General features: G+C 71.0%; 15 protein-coding genes and 3 pseudogenes. 8 read left to right on the top strand and 10 right to left on the bottom strand.

From position 1 onward, the window contains the following. Window positions 1–244: 244 nt before the first annotated feature. The 5 genes from ACZ4A5_RS30510 to ACZ4A5_RS30490 all read right to left on the bottom strand — a co-directional run bounded on the left by ACZ4A5_RS30510 (window position 245) and on the right by ACZ4A5_RS30490 (window position 10,454). Window positions 245–1,141, bottom strand: coding sequence for a methionyl-tRNA formyltransferase (locus tag ACZ4A5_RS30510; protein WP_467591303.1), 897 nt, complete (start codon window positions 1,139–1,141; stop codon window positions 245–247). Beyond that, a complete protein-coding gene (locus tag ACZ4A5_RS30505; protein WP_467591301.1) occupies window positions 1,138–1,347 on the bottom strand; it encodes an MbtH family protein in 210 nt (69 codons plus the stop codon). The genes ACZ4A5_RS30510 and ACZ4A5_RS30505 overlap by 4 nt, the downstream gene beginning before the upstream one ends. A gap of 122 nt (window positions 1,348–1,469) precedes the next feature. Further along, a complete protein-coding gene (locus tag ACZ4A5_RS30500; protein ID WP_467591298.1) occupies window positions 1,470–7,757 on the bottom strand; it encodes an amino acid adenylation domain-containing protein in 6,288 nt (2,095 codons plus the stop codon). Between the two features lie 645 nt (window positions 7,758–8,402). Next, the gene (gap, locus tag ACZ4A5_RS30495; protein ID WP_467591295.1) at window positions 8,403–9,401 is read right to left on the bottom strand and encodes a type I glyceraldehyde-3-phosphate dehydrogenase; all 999 of its coding nucleotides are present in this window, start codon (window positions 9,399–9,401) and stop codon (window positions 8,403–8,405) included. 96 nt (window positions 9,402–9,497) lie between these two features. After that, on the bottom strand, window positions 9,498–10,454 hold the full coding sequence (locus tag ACZ4A5_RS30490) for a GlxA family transcriptional regulator (RefSeq protein ID WP_467591292.1): 957 nt from the start codon (window positions 10,452–10,454) through the stop codon (window positions 9,498–9,500). A gap of 198 nt (window positions 10,455–10,652) precedes the next feature. Between ACZ4A5_RS30490 and ACZ4A5_RS30485 the strand changes: the two genes are divergently transcribed. Then, on the top strand, window positions 10,653–11,330 hold the full coding sequence (locus tag ACZ4A5_RS30485; RefSeq protein ID WP_467591289.1) for a hypothetical protein: 678 nt from the start codon (window positions 10,653–10,655) through the stop codon (window positions 11,328–11,330). Window positions 11,331–11,619: 289 nt separating this feature from the next. Here the strand turns inward: ACZ4A5_RS30485 and ACZ4A5_RS30480 are convergent, their stop codons facing one another. Next, window positions 11,620–12,192 carry a TetR/AcrR family transcriptional regulator gene (locus tag ACZ4A5_RS30480; protein ID WP_467591286.1) on the bottom strand — a complete coding sequence of 191 codons (573 nt, stop codon included), beginning with the start codon at window positions 12,190–12,192 and terminating at the stop codon, window positions 11,620–11,622. A gap of 138 nt (window positions 12,193–12,330) precedes the next feature. Between ACZ4A5_RS30480 and ACZ4A5_RS30475 the strand changes: the two genes are divergently transcribed. Further along, window positions 12,331–13,068, top strand: a complete 738-nt coding sequence (locus tag ACZ4A5_RS30475) for an SDR family oxidoreductase (protein ID WP_467591283.1) — start codon at window positions 12,331–12,333, stop codon at window positions 13,066–13,068. Between the two features lie 117 nt (window positions 13,069–13,185). Further along, window positions 13,186–13,299: pseudogene (locus tag ACZ4A5_RS30470) on the top strand (hypothetical protein); the annotation flags it as partial. A gap of 130 nt (window positions 13,300–13,429) precedes the next feature. Here ACZ4A5_RS30470 and ACZ4A5_RS30465 read toward each other — a convergent pair. Further along, on the bottom strand, window positions 13,430–13,576 hold the full coding sequence (locus ACZ4A5_RS30465) for a hypothetical protein (protein ID WP_467591309.1): 147 nt from the start codon (window positions 13,574–13,576) through the stop codon (window positions 13,430–13,432). Between the two features lie 69 nt (window positions 13,577–13,645). On the opposite strand from ACZ4A5_RS30465, the gene ACZ4A5_RS30460 reads away from it, so the two are divergent. Both ACZ4A5_RS30460 and ACZ4A5_RS30455 read left to right on the top strand, forming a co-directional pair. Further along, the gene (locus ACZ4A5_RS30460) at window positions 13,646–13,867 is read left to right on the top strand and encodes a helix-turn-helix domain-containing protein (RefSeq protein ID WP_467591280.1); all 222 of its coding nucleotides are present in this window, start codon (window positions 13,646–13,648) and stop codon (window positions 13,865–13,867) included. 47 nt (window positions 13,868–13,914) lie between these two features. Then, window positions 13,915–14,436 (top strand): hypothetical protein, encoded by a 522-nt coding sequence (locus tag ACZ4A5_RS30455; RefSeq protein WP_467591277.1) that lies wholly within the window; start codon window positions 13,915–13,917, stop codon window positions 14,434–14,436. A gap of 87 nt (window positions 14,437–14,523) precedes the next feature. Here the strand turns inward: ACZ4A5_RS30455 and ACZ4A5_RS30450 are convergent, their stop codons facing one another. Next, the gene (locus ACZ4A5_RS30450) at window positions 14,524–15,861 is read right to left on the bottom strand and encodes a NucA/NucB deoxyribonuclease domain-containing protein (protein ID WP_467591275.1); all 1,338 of its coding nucleotides are present in this window, start codon (window positions 15,859–15,861) and stop codon (window positions 14,524–14,526) included. A 925-nt stretch (window positions 15,862–16,786) separates the two neighbouring features. On the opposite strand from ACZ4A5_RS30450, the gene ACZ4A5_RS30445 reads away from it, so the two are divergent. Beyond that, a complete protein-coding gene (locus ACZ4A5_RS30445; protein ID WP_467591306.1) occupies window positions 16,787–18,070 on the top strand; it encodes a hypothetical protein in 1,284 nt (427 codons plus the stop codon). A 498-nt stretch (window positions 18,071–18,568) separates the two neighbouring features. Beyond that, window positions 18,569–18,985, top strand: a pseudogene (locus ACZ4A5_RS30440) (alpha/beta hydrolase); the annotation flags it as partial. Window positions 18,986–19,220: 235 nt separating this feature from the next. Here the strand turns inward: ACZ4A5_RS30440 and ACZ4A5_RS30435 are convergent. Together ACZ4A5_RS30435 and ACZ4A5_RS30430 are read right to left on the bottom strand one after the other, a co-directional pair. Further along, a pseudogene (locus ACZ4A5_RS30435) lies at window positions 19,221–19,358 on the bottom strand (transposase); the annotation flags it as partial. Window positions 19,359–19,757: 399 nt separating this feature from the next. After that, window positions 19,758–20,369 carry a TetR/AcrR family transcriptional regulator gene (locus ACZ4A5_RS30430; RefSeq protein WP_467591272.1) on the bottom strand — a complete coding sequence of 204 codons (612 nt, stop codon included), beginning with the start codon at window positions 20,367–20,369 and terminating at the stop codon, window positions 19,758–19,760. Window positions 20,370–20,433: 64 nt separating this feature from the next. Between ACZ4A5_RS30430 and ACZ4A5_RS30425 the strand changes: the two genes are divergently transcribed. Further along, entirely contained in the window at window positions 20,434–20,949 is a 516-nt protein-coding gene (locus tag ACZ4A5_RS30425) for an SRPBCC family protein (RefSeq protein ID WP_467591269.1), read from the top strand. The last annotated feature ends 718 nt before the right edge of the window (window positions 20,950–21,667 follow it).

Below are 21,667 nucleotides of genomic sequence, written 5' to 3'. Positions count from 1 at the left end.
CCAACCCCCGCCCCTACGTATGGCACAAGACCGCCGACCAGATCCTCAACAGCCTCGCCAGCTACTGCCGACGCATCAACGACTCAGGTCACTAGGGGAACGTTCTCAACGAAATATAAGAGCGTTCCCCCAACGGGTGCGGGCGGCCCGGGCAGTCGGTTCCCCATGGGAGCGGCAGCCGAGTCACCGTGCCCCTCGCGAGGGCCGTCTCACCTCGTACGCCGGGGCCGGACAAGGGGTGGCGTCATACGGGGTCCAGCTGGTCGGCGGCCAGCACCCACAGGTCACCGGTGCCGCAGGAGACGCGGCGGCCGGTTCCCGGTGGCGGCTGTGTCAGCGCGGTGCGGCGCAGCCGCCAGCGTGTCCCGTCGATCGTCGCGACCGGGCCCTGCGTCCGGGGATGGTGGCCGGCGATGTTCCACGCGCGCACCTGTGTGTGGATGTGCGTGGCTGGTTCGGACCAGTCCACCGTGGCGTAGTCGTCCGAGAAGAATCCGGCCCAGGTGGCCTCGCGCCGTGGCTGGGGTTCGCCGGTGTCCCCGTCCGCGAGCCGTCGCAGCACGCGCGGCAGCATCGCCGAAGCGGCTTCCAGCACTCGTGAGTTGACGCCGGTGAACGACCACATCTGCTCGTCCAGGGGGATGGTGGTGCGGGCCAGTACGGTTCCGGTGTCCAGTTGTTCGTCCATGCGGTGCCAGGTCACGCCGATCTCGCGTTCGCCGTTGCGCACGGCCCACCCCACGGGGTTCGGCCCCCGGTAGGAGGGCAGGTCGGAGGGGTGGCAGTTGATCGTTCCCAGGCGGGGGGCGGACACCGCGGCGGCGGGCAGCTTCCTCGGGTAGCCGTAGCTGACGGCCACGTCCGGGGCGTAGGCGCAAAGGAGTGCGGTGACCGATTCCGGGTTGGCGGGGACGGCCAGGTCCACTCCCGGTGGCAGGTCATGCTCGCCGAGTACGTGCCCGGGCCAGTCGGCGGGGCGCCGGTAGCCGATCACCACCGGGACCTGGTGGCCGAGCGCGCGCAGCGCTTCGACCAGTGGCGGAGCGGTCTGTGGCAGCGCTGCCACGACGGCGATGCGCAGGGCGGGGACACTCTCCGCGGCGGGGCCGGCCGTCGCTGCGGGGTTGCTCGCGGAGGTCATCGGGTGACCTCGGCGGTGCGCGGCGAACGCGGTTGCGGATCGGTCCAGTTCGTCTCGATCCAGGCCAGGCAGGTGGGCCGGTCGGCGCGGGGGTGCACCTCGTGCCAGCCGGCCGGGACGGTCAGGTGAGCGGGCCAGAGGCTGTGCTGGCCCTCGTCGTTGGCGAGCACGAGGAAGCTGCCGTCGGGGTCGTCGAAGGGGTTCACGGGACTCCTCGGATGGCGGCGGCGCGAAGGGCCGCCGCCTTGTTCTGTGGTCGGTCGGGGAAAGCCGTGGAGGGGCGGCTGCGTATGTGCCGGTCCCGCCCCCGGGGGCGGGACCGGTGGCATCAGGTGTGCGCGGGCGCGAGTGCGGCGGCCAGGGCGGCCGGGGTGGCTCGTTCCATCACCTGGGCCAGGGTGGCCGCGGGGTTGAGGTGGTCCCGCAGGCGCTGGAGCAGGCGGGCGGCGAGGAGGGAGTGTCCGCCGAGGTGGAAGAAGTTGTCGTCCACGCCCACCCGCTCCAGGCCCAGGACATCGGCGAACGCCTCGGTCACCACGCGTTCGGCCGCGGTGCGCGGCGGCCGCGTCCCGGCCGGCTCGCGCCGGGGTGCGGGCAGGGCCCGGTGGTCCACCTTGCCGTTGACCGTCAGCGGCATCCGCTCCAGCACCACCACCCGGGCGGGCAGCATGAAGTCCGGCAGCACCCGGGCCAGCGCCTCCCGCAGCGCGGCGCCTTCCAGGGGCGCGGCGGCCTCCGTGGAGCCGACGGCGTAGCCGGTCAGCTCCTTGCCGCCGCGTCCGTCCGGACCGGCCACCACGGCGGCCTGGACCACGCCGGGCAGGGCGGCCAGGGCGGCCCGCACTTCGCCGGGCTCGATCCGGTGTCCGCGGATCTTGACCTGGTCGTCATTGCGGCCGGTGAACTCCAGTGTGCCGTCCGGGAGTCGGCGGGCGAGGTCGCCGGTGCGGTACATCCGCGTGCCGGGCGGCCCCCAGGGGTCGGCGACGAACCGGGCGGCGGTCAGGCCCGGTCGGCCCAGGTAGCCCCGCGCCAGTTGGTCGCCCGCCAGATAGAGCTCTCCGGTCAGCCCGTCGGGGACCGGCCGCAGGCCGCTGTCGAGCAGCAGCACGCGCGAGCCGGGCACGGGGGTGCCGATGCCGGGCCGGGCGGGCCAGTCGGCCGACTCTCCGGTGACCTCCCCCGCGGTCACCACGTGCGTCTCGGCCGGGCCGTAGTGGTTGTGCAGGCGCTTGCCGCCGCGTGCGCACAGCTCACGCAGCTGCGGCCCGATGACGAGCGCCTCGCCGGCCTGCACCAGGTGTCGCAGGTCGGGCAGCAGCTCGCGCTGTCCGTCGGCGAACTCGCACAGGGCCGCCAGTACGGGGGTGGGGGCGAAGAGTTCGGTCACCCGGTGGGTCCGCAGCCACGCGGTCCAGGCGGCGGCGTCGGCGCGGGTGTCCGCGTCCGGCACGGCCAGTGTCCGTCCGGTGCACAGCGCGGTGAGGACTTCCTGGGTGGCGACGTCGAACGCCATCGAGGTGAACTGGGCCGTCACGGCGCCCGGTTCGGCCGGGAAGCGCTGCTCGTGCCAGTCCACCAGCCGGTCCAGGGCGGCGCCGGGCATCACCACCGCCTTGGGCACGCCCTGCGTCCCGGAGGTGTGCACCACGTACGCCGGGTGGCCGGGCAGCCGGGCCGGGCGGACCGGGCCACCGGCGGGCAGCGGCTCGGGGGACACGTGGTGCGGCTCCAGCCGCATCCGGGGCACCTCGGCGGGGATCTCGGCCAGTGCCAGGTCGAACTCCTCGTGCTGGACGAGCAGCGCGGGGCGGCCTTCGGCGGCCAGTGCCGCGACCCGCGGTGCCGGGTGGCGCGGGTCGAGCCACAGGTAGGCGGCGCCGGCCTTGAGGACGGCGAGCATCGCCGCCACCGCGTTCCGGCCGCGTCGCAGGCACAGTGCCACGACGTCCTCGGGCCCCGCGCCCCGGGCGGTCAGCTCCGTGGCCAGGCGGTCGGAGGCGGCGTCCAGGCCCTGGTAGTCCAGCACCCCGGCGCCGTCCACCACGGCCGCCCGCCCGGGAGACGCCCGCACCTGTGCCGCGAACCGCTGGAGCACGGGCACGGGCACGGGCACGGGCGCCGGCAGGGGCCGCGGCGTATTCGGGCAGGCCGCGGCGGCGGGGCCGAACGGGTGCGTGGCGGGCACGGACAGGTCCGCGGTCAGCGCGTCCAGTGCTTCGAGCAGCCGGGCGCCGATCTCCCGCGCGCCGTCCTCGGTCAGCCGTCCCGGCTGGTACTGGACCCGGACGGTGGTCCGCTCGCCGGGTGAGACCAGCAGGCACAGCGGGTAGTGCGTGCCGTTCTCCACCCGGCTGGACGTCACCCGCACGTCGGTGCCCCACGCCGTGGCGAAGGCGTCGGTGTACGTCTCCAGCACGACGACGGTGTCGAAGAGTTCGCGCAGTCCGGCGGACCGGGTGATCTCGGCCAGGCCCAGGTGCTGGTGGGGCATCATGTCGGTCCGCTGGCCCTGGAGGGCCGTCAGCAGGCCACCGCGGTCGCCGGCGGCGGCGGTGTCCACCCGTACGGGCACCGCGTTGTTCATCAAGCCGACCATGGACTCGACGTCGGGCAGGTGCGGGGGGCGGTCGGCGACGACCGTGCCGAACACCACGTCGGTGCGGCCGGTCAGCTGGGCCAGTACCAGCGCCCAGGCGCCCAGGACCAGCGTGTTGAGGGACAGCGCCCGCTCGCGCGCCCGCGCCCGCAGCGCGGCCGTACGCTCGGCGGGCAGCTCGAGCAGCACGGTGTGCGGGCGGCCCTGGTGTTCGCCGTCCGGGGAGGTCAGCAGCGTCGGCTCGTCGACGCCGTTGAGCATCGCGCGCCAGGTCTTGGCCGCCAGCGTGGCGTCCTGGGCGGCGACATGGCGGTGGTAGGCGAGCGCGGACGGCCGCGCGGCGGGCGTCGGCACCGCGCCTGAGGCGGCCTGCCCGTACAGTTCGGCCAGGTCGGCGAGGGCCACCTGCATCGACCAGCCGTCCATGAGGATGTGGTGGTAGCTCAGCAGCAGCCGGGAGCGCCGCTCGTCCAGTCGCAGCAGTACGGTCCGCAGCAGCGGTGCCACGGCCAGGTCGAACGGCTCGTCCCGGTCCCGGCGGGTCTCCTCCTCGGCGGCCTTCTCCCGCTCCGCCTCCGACAGGTGGGTGAGGTCGGCCTCCTTCAGCGGGATCTCGGCTGTCTCGGGCACGGTCTGCACCGCCCGGCCGTGGCAGTCCCACCGGAACCGGGCCCGCAGCGCCGGGTGTTGGGCGGTGAGCGCGGACAGCGCCGCGCGCAGTGCGGCCGTGTCCACCGGCCCTTCGAGGTCGAGTACGGTCTGGACGTGGTACGGGTCGCCCGCGCCCTCGCCGCGGTGGGCGTGGTAGAGCAGCCCCTCCTGGAGCGGGGAGCAGGGCCACTGCTCGCCCTCGCGCTGCGCCGGCACGGTCGGCGCCGTGGCGCGCCCGCCCGCGCCGGTCTCCGCCGCGCGGGCCAGCGCGGCCAGGACACCGGCCCACTCCGTGGCCAGCTGCTCGATGTCACCGCTGTCCACCAGCCGCGCCGACCAGCGCCAGACGGCGGTGAGCAGGGGCTGCCCGGTGCGTTCGTCGACGACGGCGTTGATCTCCAGCGGGTGGGACAACGGCTGGCGGCCGGCCCGGTGGATGCCCAGCACGGGCGCCTCGGCTGCGTACGGCCACGGGTCCCGGCCGGGAACGGCGTACCGGCCCAGGTAGTTGAACAGCACCGGCCGGCCCGGCGCGCGGGAGAGCAGACCGGCGGCCTGCGGGTGCAGATAGCGCAGCAGCCCGTACGACGCGCGGTCCCGCGGCACTCGCTGCCACTGCTCCCGGACGGCCCGCACTGCCTCGGCCAGCGCCGCGCCCTCGCCGGCGGGATCCGCCGCGGGGCGGGCCGCCCGCTGGGTGCACTCCAGCCGGGCCGGGAACATGCAGGTGAACCAGCCGACCGTGGCGGAGACGTCGGTGGAGGGTTCGGCCTCCACGGCGTCACGGCCGTGGCCTTCGGTGTCCAGGACCAGCGTCCCCGGGCCGCCGCGCCGGGCCGTGGCCACCGTCAGCGCGGCCAGCAGCAGTTCCTGTGTGGTGGCGCCGAAGTGTGCGGGAGCGGTGGTGAGCAGGGCCCGGCCGACCTCGGCGGGCAGGACCGACTCAAGGGTGCGGGAGGTGCCGATGGTGTCCAGTTCCGGGTCCAGCGGGCCGCGCGCGGGCCAGGGCGTGGCGGCCGGGGCGGCCGCCGCCTGCCAGTGCGGCAGGGTCGCCAGCACCTCGGCGCTGCCGGCCCGGGCGTTGTGCTCCCGCACCCAGCGGCGGTAGGCGGTGGCCGACCCCCAGGCGCCCAGCGAGCACGGCTCCTCGGCGGCCCGCGCCAGATCCTGTGTGAGCACCTGCCAGGAGACCCCGTCGACCACGAGGTGGTGGGCGGCCAGCAGCAGGCGCCCCGGCCGTGCCGGGCCCGCGTCCCACCACACCGCGCGCAGCATCCGCCCGGCGGGCAGATCCAGCGACCGCATGGCGTTCTCCACCGCCGCCTGGACCACGTCTTCCGACGGGCCGTCAGGCGACTCCCGTACGTCCACCACCTCCAGGAGCCCGGCCGCGTCCACCTCTCCCGGCGGCAGCACCTCCGGCTGCCACACGGCCTGGGCGGAGGGGTCCGGCAGCCGGGTGCGCAGGGCGTCGTGCCGGTCGAGCACCGTCTGAAGGGCGGTTGTGAGCGTCTCGCGCTCGAGCCCTGGGGGCGTCTGGACCAGGACCGTCTGGACGAACTCGGCCACGCCCTCGCCCTGTTCGCGCAGCCACAGCGCGATGGGCGACAGGTCCAGCTTGCCGGTGGCCGACCGGTGCCACAGGTCGGCGGCCGGAGCCGCCGCCTGAGCGGCTCGGGCCAGGGCACCGGGGGTCCGCAGCCGGAAGACGTCCTGCGAGCTGACCGCCACGTTCTCCCGCCGCACCCGGCTGACCAGGCGCATCGCGGTGATGCTGTCGCCGCCGAGCGCGAAGAAGTCGTCGTCGGTGCCCGCCCCGGGCAGGCCGAGCACCTCCGCGAACGCCGCGCACAGCGCGCGTTCGGCCGGGGTGCGGGGCACACCCGCGCCCCCGCGCGCCGCCACAGGCGCGGGCAGGGCAGCCCGGTCGACCTTGCCGTTCACGGTCAACGGAAGCGCGTCGATCAGGATGACGGCCGCGGGCAGCAGGTACTCGGGCAGTACCCGGCTCAGTCGCGCGCGCAAGTCCTCCCCGGTGACGCCGGGTTGTCCGCGTTCGGGGACCGCGTAGCCGACCAGCCGGCCGTCCCGTGCCACCACGACCGCCTGGGCCACGCCGGGCAGCGCCGCCAGGGCGGCGCGTGCCTCGCCCGGCTCGACCCGGTGGCCACGGATCTTGACCTGGTCGTCGTCACGTCCCAGGTACTCCAACGCGCCGTCGGGTCCGCGCACGGCCAGGTCGCCGGTGCGGTACATCCGGGTGCCGGCCGGGCCGTACGGGTCGGCGACGAACCGCTCGGCCGTCAGCGCGGCCCGGCCCAGGTATCCCTGGGCGACCTGCTCCCCGGCCACGTAGATCTCACCGGGCTCACCAGCGGCGACCTCGGCCAGGTCCGGGCCGAGCAGCCGTACGGTGGCCCCGGTCAGCCCGGTGCCGATCGGCACCCGCTCCCCGCTCACCGGTTGCCCGGGAGGCAGCAGGTGGAACGTCGCGAAGGTGGTGGTCTCGGTCGGACCGTAGCCGTTCCCGAGCGTCAACTGCGGGCAGGCGGCCCGGATCCGGGCGAACGCCTGCGGGCTGGCCGCCTCGCCACCGGTGGCCACCGTGTGCAGGCCGCGCAGGGCACCCGGGTCGTCGGCTGCGATCTGGTTGAACCACGCGGTGGTGAGGAAGACCCCGGTGACACCGTGCGCCGCTACCAGGGCGGCCAGCCGGTGCGCGTCCACCCGGTCCTCGGCCGGCACCACCACGGTGCCACCGCGGGTGAGCGGCAGCCACAGGTCGTGGCTCAGCGCGTCGAACCCCAGGGCGGAGACCAGGGCGGTGACCCGGTGTCCTGGCCCGTCCCAGCGCGGGTCGGCGGCGAACCGCGCCAGGTTGCGGTGGGTGATCCGCACGCCCTTGGGGCGGCCGGTCGACCCCGAGGTGTAGAACACGCAGGCCACACGGTCGAGTTCGCCGTCCGGTCCGGTCTCGGCCAGGACCGGTGTCGCGTCGTGGGCCGCACCGGGAGAGGCGGGCACGGCAATACTCGGCAGGCCGCCCGGGTGAGCGGGTGCCTCGGCGGGGACGAGCGCTGCCACACATCCCGCGTCGGCCTCGATGGACGCCAGCCGCTCGGCCGGCGTACGCGGATCCAGAACCACCGCGGCGCCACCGGCCTCGAAGACCGCGAGCAACGAGGCGACCAGCCGCGCCGAGCGCGGCAGCCGCAGCGAGACCGACACCCCCGGACCGACACCGGCCTCACGCAGCCGGGCTGCCAGTTCTCCTGCCCAGACACAGAGTTCGCGGTAGGGCCAACTCCGGCCGTGCTCTTCGACGAGCGCGGAACCATCCGGATTTCGGAGAGCCGCGGATGCCACGGCCCGGTGCACAGGAAGAAGAGCATCGGCATCACCGACGGGGCATGACGGTGCCCCTGCCCCCGCTGAAAGGATCATGCTGATATCCAAGCGGCGCCGCGGCGCCACCCCGTCACCCGTAACCCGGATGGAGCAATCGAACCACCCGATCGAGAAGATCTCTCCCGCCGGGAGCAGCCCCAGCTGCCTTGCTGCACAAGGGAGGTGACAAACCATCAGGAAATGCCCCCTATCCCCCTTCGGCTCGCCTGATATCGGCCACCCCACCGCCGGTTTCGTCCCCTTTCCGGGGATCGCCGATGGCCGGCGACACCACCTGTTCGCCCTGCGGCGCTACGGCTGGGCGGCCATGAGCGTCCTCGGGTGGACGTTCTCGTCCCACGCTCTGAAGACACACTCTTCGCCTTGCTGGTCAGCCCCATCCGGGGCACAGCCTCTCGGGACGGAAGGGTCCGCAGGACATCTGGCGGGGAGGCCGATCGCGAGGTCGCACAAGGTGGCCGTGTCCCCGGATGCGCGGGGATTGCCTTGACGCTCCGGTCGTCCTGAGCGGCCGAGCGGAGCGTCAAGTGCCAAGTGTCAAGGGCAGTGCCGGGCGGAGGCCGTCGCCCCCCAGGCCCCCGCCCCCCGGCTCCCGGCCCCCGGTCAGCCGGTGGCGAGGAGCTCCAGCGTGTCGATCACCCGGTTCGAGAAGCCCCACTCGTTGTCGTACCACGCGACCACCTTGACGTGGCGGCCGTCGACGCGGGTGAGGGCCGAGTCGAAGATCGACGAGGCGGGGTTGCCCGTGATGTCGGACGACACGAGCGGGTCCTCCGAGTACTCGAGGACGCCGGCGAGCGACCCCCGCGCCGCGGCGCGGTACGCGGCCAGCACGTCGTCGCGCGTCACGTCGCGGGCGACAACCGTGTTGAGCTCGACGATCGAACCCACCGGCACCGGTACGCGGATCGAGTCGCCCGACAGCTTGCCGTCGAGGTTCGGCAGCACCAGGCCGATCGCCTTGGCGGCGCCGGTCGTGGTCGGCACGATGTTGACGCCGGCGGCCCGGGCGCGACGGGGGTCGCGGTGCGGGCCGTCCTGCAGGTTCTGCTCCTGTGTGTAGGCGTGCACCGTCGTCATGAACCCGTGCTCGATGCCCGCGAGTTCGTCGAGGACCGCTGCCAGCGGCGCGAGCGCGTTGGTGGTGCAGGAGGCGTTCGAGACGACCGTGTGCGCGGCCGGGTCGTAGGCGTCCGTGTTGACCCCGAACGCGAGCGTGACGTCGGCGCCGTCCGACGGCGCGCTGACGAGCACCTTCCGCGCGCCCGCGTCGAGGTGGACGCGGGCCGCCTCGGCCGAGGTGAAGCGGCCGGTGGCTTCCAGGACGATGTCGACGCCGAGTTGGGCCCACGGCAGCCGCGCCGGTTCGCGCTCGGCCAGCACCGTGATCCGGCGGCCGTCGACGACGAGGGTGTCCCCGTCGACGGACACCGGACGCCCGAGCCGGCCGGCCGTGCTGTCGTAGGCGAGCAGCCGGGCCAGCGTGGCGGGCTCCGTCAGGTCGTTGACGGCGACGATCTCCAGGGCGCTGTCGCGCTCCAGCAGCGCGCGCAGCACATTGCGTCCGATGCGGCCGAATCCGTTGATGGCGATGCGAGTCATGAGTGAGGTCCTTTCCCTTCGCCACCAGGCTCGCCCGCGGCTCCCACCGCCGACAGTGGCGGGATCGCCACGGTTCACAAGGATCTCGCCACGGTGCTATTCGCCCCGGGTGAAGGTGCGCCGGTACTCGCTCGGTGTGGTGCCCAGGATGCGCTGGAAGTGCAGGCGCAGGTTCGCACCGGTGCCGAGGCCGACGTCGGCGGCGATCTGCTCGACGCTGCGCTCGGAGCGCTCCAGCAGTTCACGGGCCAGGTCGACGCGGGCGCGCATCACCCACTGCATCGGCGTATAGCCGGTCTCCTCGACGAAGCGCCGCGAGAACGTACGCGGCGAGACCTCGGCCCGCCGCGCCAGTATGTCGAGCGTGAGGGGCTCGCCAAGCCGGTGCAGCGCCCACTCGCGGGTGGCGCCGAAGCGCTCGCCGAGCGGCTCGGGGACACTGCGCGGCACGTACTGCGCCTGGCCGCCGCTGCGATAGGGAGCCGCGACCAGACGGCGGGCCGCGTGGTTGGACGCGGCCACCCCGAGATCGCCGCGCAGGATGTGCAGGCACAGATCGATACCGGAGGCGGCACCGGCCGAGGTGAGCACACTGCCCTCGTCGACGAACAGCACGTTCTCGTCGACCTGGACGAGCGGATGCCTGGCCATGAGCGCGCGCGTGTAGTGCCAGTGCGTCGTCGCACGCCGGCCGTCGAGCAGACCTGTCGCGGCGAGCGCGAAAGCCCCCGTCGAGATGGCGGCGAGCCGCGCGCCCCGGCCGTGGGCGGCGATCAGCGCGTCGACGACGGCCCGCGGCGGGTCCTCACGGTCCGGGAACCGGTAGCCGGGGACGAAGACGATGTCGGCCCACGCGAGCGCGTCGAGGCCGTGGGCGACGGAGTACGACAGCCCGTCACCACCGGTCACGAGACCGGGCGTCGCCCCGCACACCCGCACCTCGTACGGCATGCTCGCCCGGGCCGTGAACACCTGCGCCGGAATTCCGACATCGAGCGGCTTCGCACCTTCGAGCACGAGGACGGCGACACGATGCGGGCGAGAGGCTGACACGGGAAGAGATTACGCGGGGCCACCGCTGCGGATGAGGGGAGAGCCCCGGTAAAGGACACCGCTGACGCCGGATGACGACTTCGCACCGCCCGATTTTTGGATGTCCGGGCGCCGTCATATCGTTCACGAGGGGCGGCCGCGGTACCGGTGCCGCCGCTCGGGAGGACCCGGGCAGAAGACCTGAGCAAAGGAACGGCATTGGACCTGGACCCCGACCACTCCTCGGCGCGTGGCGACCAGGAAACCCTGCGACGCGTACTGCTGACCGCGCTGGAGCAGGCGGGCCTGCCGGACCCGCCGCGTGAGCTGTCCCTGCCGCTGCACCCGGCCGCCGCGGAGGTGGCCCGCCGCCTGAACACGGCGGACGCGACCACCGGCCCGGCGGAATGGCCCGTGACGCTCCCCGGCTCCTGGCAGCCCGCCGAACGGGCCACCTTCGCCGCGGGCGTCCGGCTCCTGGCCGCGGTATGGCCCCGCATGCTCGACGAACTCCGGGCGACGGTCTCCCAAGTGACCCTGCTCGACGCCCCGCCGACCGATGCCGCCGCACTGGGCGTCGCCGCGCTCGACCGCCAGTCCCTCACCCCGGCCCCCGCCGGTCTCCCGGGCTCGGTCAGGCTGGCCGAGGCCCTGGTGTACGAGGGCACGCGCTGCCGCGGCGCGGCGGAGGCGGCAGCGCGGGGGACGACGGCAGCCGAGCCGTCCCATCGGGCGGTGGCCCTGGCGCGCTGCGTCCTGCTGTACGAACGCCTGCTGAGCGCGGGCCCGGCGGCGGAGCCGGCGATGGAGGAACGGTACGGGCGGCTGCGCGCGGAGCTGGGGGCGACGGCGGGAGGCGGCGACCTGCTGGGGCGGGCGGAGGGGCTGACGGCGTAGATCTGCCGGACGCTGGGGCTTGGCGCTGAGCCCAACGGGCTGGATGTGGCTGACGGAGGCGCGTAAGCGAACGCTGACAGTCATCGCCCTTTTCGGCGAGCGGTCCGTAGTGCGGGTTCGCTGCGTCCCCTGCCCACCTCGTGTTCATCCCGTCCGGCCGACGACAGCCGATCGGTCCCTGCCGCATGTCCATCAACAGAAAGGCCGTGCCTGAACTGGATGAAGACGACGCCGGGGAGGGGTGACCGGGCCGGGTTCTGTGAGGGCGGGGAGGGATGGTCCGCGCTCTTCACGCACGGGCCTTGAGGCCGTCCAGGATGAGGTCGAGCAGGCGTTCCGCCTGCTGTCGGTGTTCCGCGCCCGCCGACGTGAGGGCGATGCCCTCCAGTGCGGCGCTGATGTCGGTGGGGAGGATGTCGGTTCGGATCTTCCCGGCAGCCGCGCATGCGTCCATGAGGGTGGTGACGGCAGTCTGGATCATCTCCCTGCTGTGGCCGTAGGGGTTGTTTCCCGTCGCGGCGATGGCGCGCAAGGCGTCGATCATGCCGTACTTCGTGGTGACGTAGTCCAGGAAGAGACGCGTCCACGAGCGCAGGGCCTCGTCCGGCGACTTCTGCGCCAGCAGGGAAGAGACGGAATCGCACAGCTGGGCCACCTCGTTGCGGTAGACCGCCTCGACCAGAGCTTCCCGCGTGGGGAAGTTGCGGTACAGAGTCGCACTGCCCACGCCCGCTTCCTTGGCGATCCGGTCCATCTGCGCGTTCAGGCCCTCCGCGGTGAACACGCGCGCAGCAGCGGTAAGGATCCTGTCTCTGTTGCGCTGCGCGTCGGCGCGCAGCGGGCGGTGCGCTTCGTCGGCCATCTTTTTGGCTTTCCTTCCCGGGTGCCCCGAGTTGCTAAGTGGGGAGTTCCCCGCTTACCTTTCACATAAGTGGGGACGACCCCGTTTAACTGTAGGTCATGCGAGGACCTGTGCATGCCTCCCGGAAGGAACTTGATCATGTCGACCATCCAGGGCAAGGTCATCGCGATCACGGGTGCCAGCAGCGGCATCGGTGAGGCGACCGCGAACTTCCTTGCCGAAAAGGGAGCCCGGCTCGTGCTCGGGGCCCGGCGCGAGGACCGACTGAGCGCTGTGGTGGACGGCATCAGAGCCAAGGGCGGGACCGCCACCGGCATCATCGTCGACGTCACACGCCGCGAAGACCTCCACCGCCTTACCGATACCGCCATCGAGCGGTACGGCCGCCTCGACGTTCTCGTCTCCAACGCGGGCACCATGGCTGTCTCCCCGTTCGACGAACTGCGCCAGGACGACTGGGACAGCATGGTCTCCACGCATATCACCGGTCTGCTCAACGGCATCGGAGCGGCCCTCCCCGTCTTCCGCCGACAGGGCTCCGGTCACTTCGTCAATGTCAGCTCCACCGCGGCCTACGTCGTCAAATCTCCCCAAGCCGTCTACGCGGCCACCAAGGCGGCGGTGAACGTGATCTCCGAGGGCCTGCGCCAGGAATCGGGTCCCGACCTGAGCGTGACTGTCGTATCGCCCGGCTTCACCCACACCGAGGGCGTCGGCAAGGGAGCCACCCCCGAGGTGTCCGCCGCGATGACGCAGATGCGCGACGAGATCGCGATGCCGCCCTCCGTCATCGCCTCCGCCATCGGCTACGCGATCGAGCAGCCCGCCGGCGTCGACGTCAACGAGCTCGTCGTCCGGCCCACCGCGCAGGCCTGAAAATCGCTGAACGCCAGGACCGCCTTGCCGGGAACGACCGCTTGGCGACAGTAGGTCGACACGTCAAGGGTCCTCCTCGCCAGGCGAAACCTACGGCACCCCGCCTCCTCGGCGCTGGTGAACGAGTTCGCCGAGGCCGACGCGAACCGCCGCCTGTCCTCGGTCATCGCCCGCTACAGCAAGATCGGTCTTCTCTGTCTGGACGAGTTCGGCGACCTCAACCTGGACCGCAAGGGCGCCAAGCTGCTGTTCCAGATCTTCACCGAGCGCGAGGAACGCAAAGCCACCGCGGTATGGCTGGCTCTGCGCATAAGAAGCGGTTCCGGCCCAGCTTTTGTTTGCGCCGTGAGGCGCCGTTGGTTCAGTGCTGGAGAGCGCAGTCATCCGCTGCCAGGTGCAGGTGTCGAAGGGGTTCCAGTTCGGTGGTGGGGAAGGCGTGCAGCTGCCACTTCTGGAGGTAGCCGTCCTCGCCGTGGGTTCGCCGCACCTTCTCGGCAGCATGAGGCATCCGCAGGATGGTGGTCTGAGTGACGAACGGCGGGCATTTCGCGAGCGCATCAGGAGGGAGGCCGCCGAGATGTTCGGTGCCGACCAGGCCAACACCGCGGTGGCCAAGCAGTTGCGGGTCACTGTGCGGTCGGTGCAACGGTGGCGTTGTTCCTGGCACGAGAGCGGAGACCAGGGCCTGCAGTCGAAGGGCTCGCCAGGCCGTCCGACGCTGAGCACGACCCTGTTCACCGTCCTGGAACAGGAGCTGGCCCAAGGCCGGTCGCACACGGCCGGCCGGACCGGACCTTGACCCTGGCGAGACTCAAGACGCTGACCGGGCGCCGGTTCCACAAGACGATGACGCTGTCGGCCATCGCGCCGACGCTGCGGCGCCACGGAAGGACTCACCAGGCCCCGGCCCGGCGGGCCGCAGAGCGTGAGGAAAAGGCCATCACCGGGTGGGTGAAGGAGATGTGGCCGCTGGCGGAGAACACCGCGGCGGCACTCGGGGCCTTCCTCGTCTTCGAGGACGAAGCGGGCTTCTCGATGATGCCGGCTACCTCCCGCACATGGTCTCCACGGGGGCACACCCCGGTCGTCCGCGTCCCCCGTGGTTCCCGGGCCCGCGTCTCGATCGCCCACCTCGTCCGACATCTCCGGCGGGGCCTCCGCGAGATCCGGTACCGAAACCACCTCATCGCGACGACTGCCTCACCGCGACAGGACTCACCCCAACCAGAACAACCTGACGACAACACAGCCACGACCTCAGTAGGGCGGCGTCTCCTGCCTGTAGCCCCGGCTCCGGATTGCGGCTTCATCAACGCGGGCCACCCTCGCGCGGGCGGCCCGGTGGTTTGCGGGCGCCCGTGGTGGTGAGCCTGAACCAAATAGCGGCGGCCACTGCCCGGGGGAGGTGGGGACGGTGGCCACACTTGTGCTATCGGCGGTCAACCGAGCGTGACGTCAGTTGACGTTCACCCAGTACGGGTCCTCTACGGGCCAGGCCAGGATCCGGTCGTCGACATAGAAGTCGCCGAGATCGGTGCCCGCCCCCCGGTTCTCGCTGTACGCGATGTTGCGCACCGAAAAGTCCCATTCGATCGACGATGCGCCCTCAAAGGTGGAACTGAAGGGGTACTCGTCGCAGTCCTCGTCCGAGGTGTTGTACGGCGGAAGACCGGTCGCGGCGTTGTAGTCCGGGCCCCACGGGTTGGACCCGCCCTTCTGCCCGCATGCCTCCTTCTTCACCTGCTCGTTCGCCAGGGCGATCTCGCCGCCCTTCTTCCGGCTTATCACGCGGTGCAGCGGCGCGCCCCGAGACCCGGCGGTCGGCGACCACTTGCCGGGGACCTTCTTGGGGTGGTTCTCCTTGGGGTAGGTGACGCCGTCGGTGGCGGGGGCGTTCTGCGCGTCGCGGATGTGCTGGCGAATGTTGGGGCGTTTGTCGCCGTAGGTCAGCACCGGGGAGGCGTTGGTGTAGATGCAGGCGTGCGGGTAGCTCTTGTCGCGTTGGTTGAAGTAGTCGGCCGAGTCGCAGCGGATACCGATCGAGGCGCTCACAGGGCGCTCGGGGCCCTGTTCGTATCCCTGGCTCTCGCCGTTGAAGTAGAAGCGCCACTGGTGGAAGGCGACCTGGTCCTCGCCCTCGCCACCGCTGGAGGAGACGTCCCAGTAGACCCAGTCAGGGAAGTTGCTCCACTGGGCCCATTCCATCTTCGCCGGAGACCGCCCGACGCCGCACGTGGCAGTGGTGGGCTGATCGGCGCCCGGCACGCACTCGGGGGTGATTTCCAGGTCCAGTCTCGGGGCGACGATCCGCTTGTCCAAGGCGTTCCACCCGGCGTAGCTGACCTGGCCGGTTTTGGCGCGGAAGAAGACGCGGGTGGCACGGGTGTCGTTGTAACCGATGGCGGCGGCCTGGAACTTGATCGTGTTGGTGCCCTTCAGGACTCGCTTGCCATCCACCTTCTGGTAGTACTCGGCATTGAATTTGTATTCCCAGCACCACCTGAACCGGTTGTAGACGCGGCCGTCGGGGCCTTGGGCGTCCGAGGAACCGAGACAGTCGTTCAGCCACTCGGTGCCCGCGGGGTTGTCGGGGGATATCGGCATCTCCGCCGCCCCCTTGCCGTTGCTGCTGCGCTGAGCACCGTCGTCGGGCTTGGCCGTGTACTCGACGCCCGGGGCCGACGCGGGAGGCTTGGGGCTTGCGGCGGCGGCCGGTGAGGCGCCCAGGGCGAGAAGGGCTGCGGTGACGGCGAGTGCGGCTATAGCCGCCAGCAGTCGACTGGCGCGTTTCAAAGGTGGTCCCCCCCTTTTCCGGTGGTACGTAAACCCACTCGGGATCGAACCGGCGTAGTACCCGTCTGCGTCAGCCGGAAATGGGTCTTCCATGATCGTTCCTTGGCCCGTTCGGGCCTCACACCGCCGCCCGTCTTCGCGACGGCATTCCCGCGGTCGGCAGGATGCGCGGGCACAGCGGCCGTCGCCGGGCCGCCGAATGCGGCAGCGGCTGCCGGCGTCCCCCTTGACAGGGCACGGCGCCGCCTGTTCGGTCTTCGGCCCCGCCCTCCGTGGTGGCGATGCAAACCCGGTAAGGACATGTTCGTTTTCTCCTTGTTTTCCTATTGATTGCGTTCCGTGCCCGTGCTGGATCCGGTCGGGGATCATGCGGACACTGCCGGATCGGCTGTCGGGATCGAAGCTCCTCCTTCCGGCTCACCGCCAGCCACCGTCTGGCTTGTTTCGCTGGATTCTCTTCTGTCCTGCCGACGATCGTCTGCCCCCATGGTTCATAGGGCCGTTCCCACTGGCGCGCAAACATTCAAGGCGCCTCGACCGCCGAAGGCCCTCGGTTTCAGAATGCGCGAGATGGCCGAATACTGTGATGACTTGGTGGCGGTCGGCCGCGCCGACAGACGATGAAATCTGTTCCGGCAGCCGCTGACCGTCGAGGTGACGTCAGCGGAATCACGACCGAAACAGCCCATCTGTGCGGCGTTGGTGGTGGATCGTAGCTTCGCCGATGAAATTCTGATGACCCCCGGACAGGTCAAGACTGCGTAACAGCCTATGAAGGGTCACGGGTTTCGCCTCGGACTGGCTGATTCCGTCATCGTCACTACGTCGCTGCCGACGCTAAATTCGCCTCGATCGCCCCCCCCACCACATAACTGGCAGGGTTCCGGCCCGGGGCGTCATAGCGCCCGGCCAAAGGAAGGGCATGATGAGCCACTTAAGATCTTCCGGCCGCTGGGCCAGAGGGCTGATCGCCCTCACCACAACGGCTGCATCGACGCTCGCCGCCATAATTGCCGTGGCCGGCCCCGCCGCCGCCCAGGGCGCCACCCCCGCCGCCGACGCCAGCGCCGTTCAGGCCGGGCAGTCCTGCACGGCGGCCGACCTGGGCAAGCGCCACCCGTTCATCAAGTCAACCGAAGTCGCCCCGACGATCACCCACTTCAAGGGCTGGTACGTCACCGCGGGCTCGACCGGCTACCAGAACGTCACCACCAACACCCAGACCACCATCTCGGTCTCCGTCGGCCTCAACGGCAACGTCCAGGGCAGCTTCCCCGTCGACACCCTCGGCACCGTCGGCGCGATGCTGGGCCTGAACGTACAGGTGAACTACTCCTCCACCAGCAGCGCGTCGACCTCGGTCAGCTGGAACTTCAACGACCCCGGCTACTACGGCGTCTACAAAGGCACCAAGAAGGTCACCGGCACCTACGGAAGCCTCAACTGCAACCGCGTCCAACAGAGCGACGGCAGCTGGGCGCTGAAGTGGATCGAGGGACCCGACAGCGGCAGCTACACCACCTACTCCACCCTCGAAGAGGGCGCGGTGCGCTGCGAGGACAAGGTGCCCGCCAACAGCATCATGCGCAAGGCGCAGGGTCTCCTGGACTGCGGGACCCCGCCCCGGGCCGGACACGCACCAGGGCCGGTGGACTCCGCCAAGGCCACCGCGGCCAGGAACGCGGCAGCGAAGGACACGGCGAAGGGCACAGCGGGCAAGGCGGCCACCCGGGCCGCCAGGCCCGCCCCGCGCGCCGCCCTGGACTGTCAGCCTGACGTCTACAGGATCCACGTCCCCGGCAAGCCCCTGAACTGGAGCGCACCGCTCCTGGCCAACGATGGCATCCGGCTGCGCGAATCCAACTGGACCAGCGCCCACCTGGACAACTGGCAGCTGTGCAACGTGACAGAGCGCAACGGGGTCATCGAGGCGTCCCTGTGGAACTGGGGCAATGGCGGGTGCGCGACCATCCCGGCGGACATCGCCAACCAGGAGCAGGCCTACCTGACGACTGCCAACTGCGTGGAGGACGACCTCCAGCGGTTCTACATCTATCGCGACGTACCTGGCGGCTCGAAGATCGGCCTGCAGAACAAGTACACCGGCTCGATGCTGGGCCACGACCGGTACGCGGACGGGGAGTTGATCCGTCAGTACTCCAGCGGCAGGCAGGACGGTACGGGTACGTACGACCTGGTGAAGGTCTGACCCTTCCCCGCCTGACGCGGTCCCCCCCCTGGCCCAGGTCGCCCAACTTCCCTCTCGCGTGAACCGAGGTCGGGCGACCTGGGCCTACTCCACGGACATGCCGTAGGCGCCTGAGCGGCTCTGAGTTCCCGGCGGGCGCCGAGTGCGCCCGCACCCACCTCTTTCGCCAGAGAGACCTTTACTTGAGACCTTCAGGATCATCCTCATTCGGTGCGCGTGCACTCAGCAGGCTGGCCGCCGCCGGCCTTGAGGACCATGCCGGGGGCGGTTCTGGCCTGGGTGAGCATCGCGTTCATGCCGGGGGTCGACAGGGCACGGCGGCGGTGCTTTTTGAGAGCTGGTGTGGAGTAGCGGCGGTGACCATCGTGACGACGTCCCTGGCCCTGCTCACCGCAACCCGCACACGCCGACACGCCGGCCATTCCGAACCTGGCCGACGGCCGTGGGCTCACGCAGGTCGGCAAGGCGGAGGGCACCCCCACCGACTTCGTTATCACCGTGACGCCCCCCGAAGTCGCCGGGCAACACAAGATCCGGATCATCGTCCCGGACGACCACTACACCGACCCCGGCAAGCGCTACCCGGTGTTCTTCTTCCTGCACGGCGCCGGCGACGGACCCGCCACCCCTACATGGCCTACCCTCCTGCTCGCCACCCAAAAGATGATCACGGTCCTCCCGGACGGCGGCGCCCGTGGCTGGTACACCGACTGGGTCCGCCAGGACACCGCGGCGGGCGCCCAGAAGTGGGAGACCTTCCACATCAACCAGGTGATCCCGCTCATCGACGACAACCTCCACACGATCAGAACCAAGAACGGCCGGGCCACCGGCGGCCTGCCCATGGGCGGCTTCGGCGCCCTGAGTTACGCCGAGAACCACCCCGACCTGTTCAGCCAGACCGTGTCCCTGTCGGGCGCGATCGACTTCAATCTGTACGGGGTCCGCACGGCGATCCGCGGCATGCTGTCCAACGGCGAGTTCACCATGTCGGGAACCTCCGGCTCCGGCGACACCGCCGCCGGGAGCGGCTTTGGCCCTGCCGTTCCGACCGAATCGGCCTTCGGCCCTCTCGACGAGGGCGGTGACATGTCCCAGGCCCTCCCCCACGAGCCGGTCGCCAAGGCCGCCAGGCTCAAGGACGTCAGCGTCACCGGCAGATTGCGGCTGCGAGGCCGAGGAAGGCCAGGTAGTTGCGGGGGTCGCGTTCGTAGCGAGGTGAGAGCCGGCGATAGCCGGTCAGCCAGGACATGGTGCGTTCGATCACCCACCTGCGGCGGCCGAGCCGCGGCTCTCTCGGTCGAGGGGCCGCCTGACCACAAGAGTCAGCCGATGTGGTAGCCCTCTCACAAGGCCCCGCGCGCGGTCCAGGACCTGCTCCACGGCGGTCACAAGCAAGTCCACGGCACCGGGCGTGCCGGAGACGACGGCTGCGGCGCTGGACGTCAGCCGGGCCTGGAGCGTGGGGTCGGCGGCGGCGAGGCGGCGGGAGAGCCGTTTGCCGCCGTCGCGCCAGTGGCTGCTTCGCCGATGCGTTCCGCACCACACGATTTGATGGTGCGTCAACTACGACGGCAGTCCCCGAGCCCCGAGACCGCGGGCGAAAAGCCGAGGTGCGGACCGCCCACGCCCTGGCTAACGGCAGCAGTGAGGACGCAACCGGACCGCGCGGGATCCGGCGACCGGATCACGCGGTCGGATGCGTGGAAGCTGTCAGCCCTCGCAGGAGGTCGACCGCGCTGTCGACTGCGAGGTCCTCGGCGTAGTCCGGCAGCGCCGCCCCGTGGCGCAGGTGTCTGCGTACCAGCGCCAGTGGCAGATCGACGACAGCCAGCACCACTCGCTCCCGGAGTGCGGCGGTGGGTGCGCCCAGCCGGCCGGCCAGCGTCTTCAAGGTTTCGAGGGTCCGCTGGTTGGCGTCGGCCAGTCGGCGGGTGTAGACGTCGGGCCACTCGTCCTGGCCGAAGGCGCCAGGGCCGTGAAGCAGGACCGCCGCCTGCTCGGGATGGGATCGGCACCACGCGACGACGTGACGCGCCGCCGCCGCGCCGGCGTCGAGCGGCTCCGGCCGGGAGCTGAGCGCGGCGAGGAAGCCGGCCTGGAACTCCCCCACAGTGCGCAGCCACAGTTCCGCCAGAAGCACGGATCGCTGCGGGAAGCGGTGGTACACGGAGCCGCTGGGGGCGCCGCACTCACGGGCCACGGCCGACATGGTGACTGCGGCCGGACCTTGGATGGCGGCTAGGCGCAGGGCGGCGTCGAGAAGGGCTGATTCGTCGTAGCGGGTTGGCCTCGGCATGTATTGGAGGGTAGTCTCTAATTCAATTGGAGACTACCCTCCAATACATGGAGAGAGGTGTGCCATGGCTGTGCTGAACATCCACGAGCGCCGGATCACGGCCCCGCCGGAGCAGGTCGGATCCCTGATCGACGGACTTGCCAGCGACACCGACCGGCTGTGGCCCACGACGTCCTGGCCGCGGATGGTGCTGGACCACGGCCTGACCGTCGGATCCCGCGGTGGCCACGGTCCCATCGGCTACGGCGTCGAGACATACGTGCCGGGCCGGTGGGTCAGGTTCCGATTCTCGGCGCCGCGCGGCTTCGACGGTTTCCACGAGTTCACCGTGATCCCGGCCGAGCCTGACGGAGCCGTACTGCGGCATGTCATCGCGATGCGGCTGCACCGCACGGCCCGGCTCACCTGGCCGCTGGCTTTCCGCCGGCTGCATGACGCCCTCATCGAGGACTGCCTGGACCAGGCCGAACTCGCCCTCGCCCGAGAACCACGCATGCGCGCGAAGCGGACGCCGTACGTCCGGCTGCTGCACCGCCTCCAGGCACAGGCGCACAATCCCGGCGAGACGGTGAGAACGTGACCCGCGTCCGGTCGGCCGCCCCGGGCGGCGCGGCGTTCGGCCTGCCGACGGGTTGTCCGAGCAACTGTGAAGACGCCGACAACGCGATCACCTTCGCCGCCGGCACGACACTGGGCCCGGCGGTACTCACGAGCGCGGTGACGACAGTTACGTACGGTCCGCTCTGGGCACGGCACTTGAAGCCGAGGCCACCGTCACCTCGAGTGGCCGGAGCAATCGGTGTGCCGCTGCGACCCGGTCACAGTCACGGACGAAGGACCACGGACCCTCTGCGCAGTGGCTCAAGGCGCCGTGATGACGGCCACGGTCGCGTAACGACTCCGCGCACACCGTGCCCCAGGCCCGGCTCCTGGAAGGAACGGGGGTTTCCCGCCACCCCAACCGGCACCCACACCACTTCATGACAAACGAAACCCGAAGCAGCCGACCCGACAGGAGCAGTCCCTTGAACGCAGGCTTCATCGCCTACCACTATCCACACGCCCACTACCGCGACGAGTTCACCCGCCACGTCGAAGCAGTCGCCCGAGTCTTCCATAATGCTCCCGGATGCCTGTCAGCAGACTGCTGGATCTCCGCAGAAGGCGAGTCCGTCGTCTCCATCGTGGGGCCTGTAAATAGAACGGGTCTTCCAAGATTTTCGTAGCTGTTGATCCTTTCAGTTGAGCAGGATGCGGTGGCGGAGGAGTCGGTAGCCGGCCCGGCCGTAGGTCTGCCG

This window comes from Streptomyces sp. NPDC025618 (genome assembly GCF_055558795.1).
This window is presented reverse-complemented; position numbering and strand designations above follow the sequence as displayed.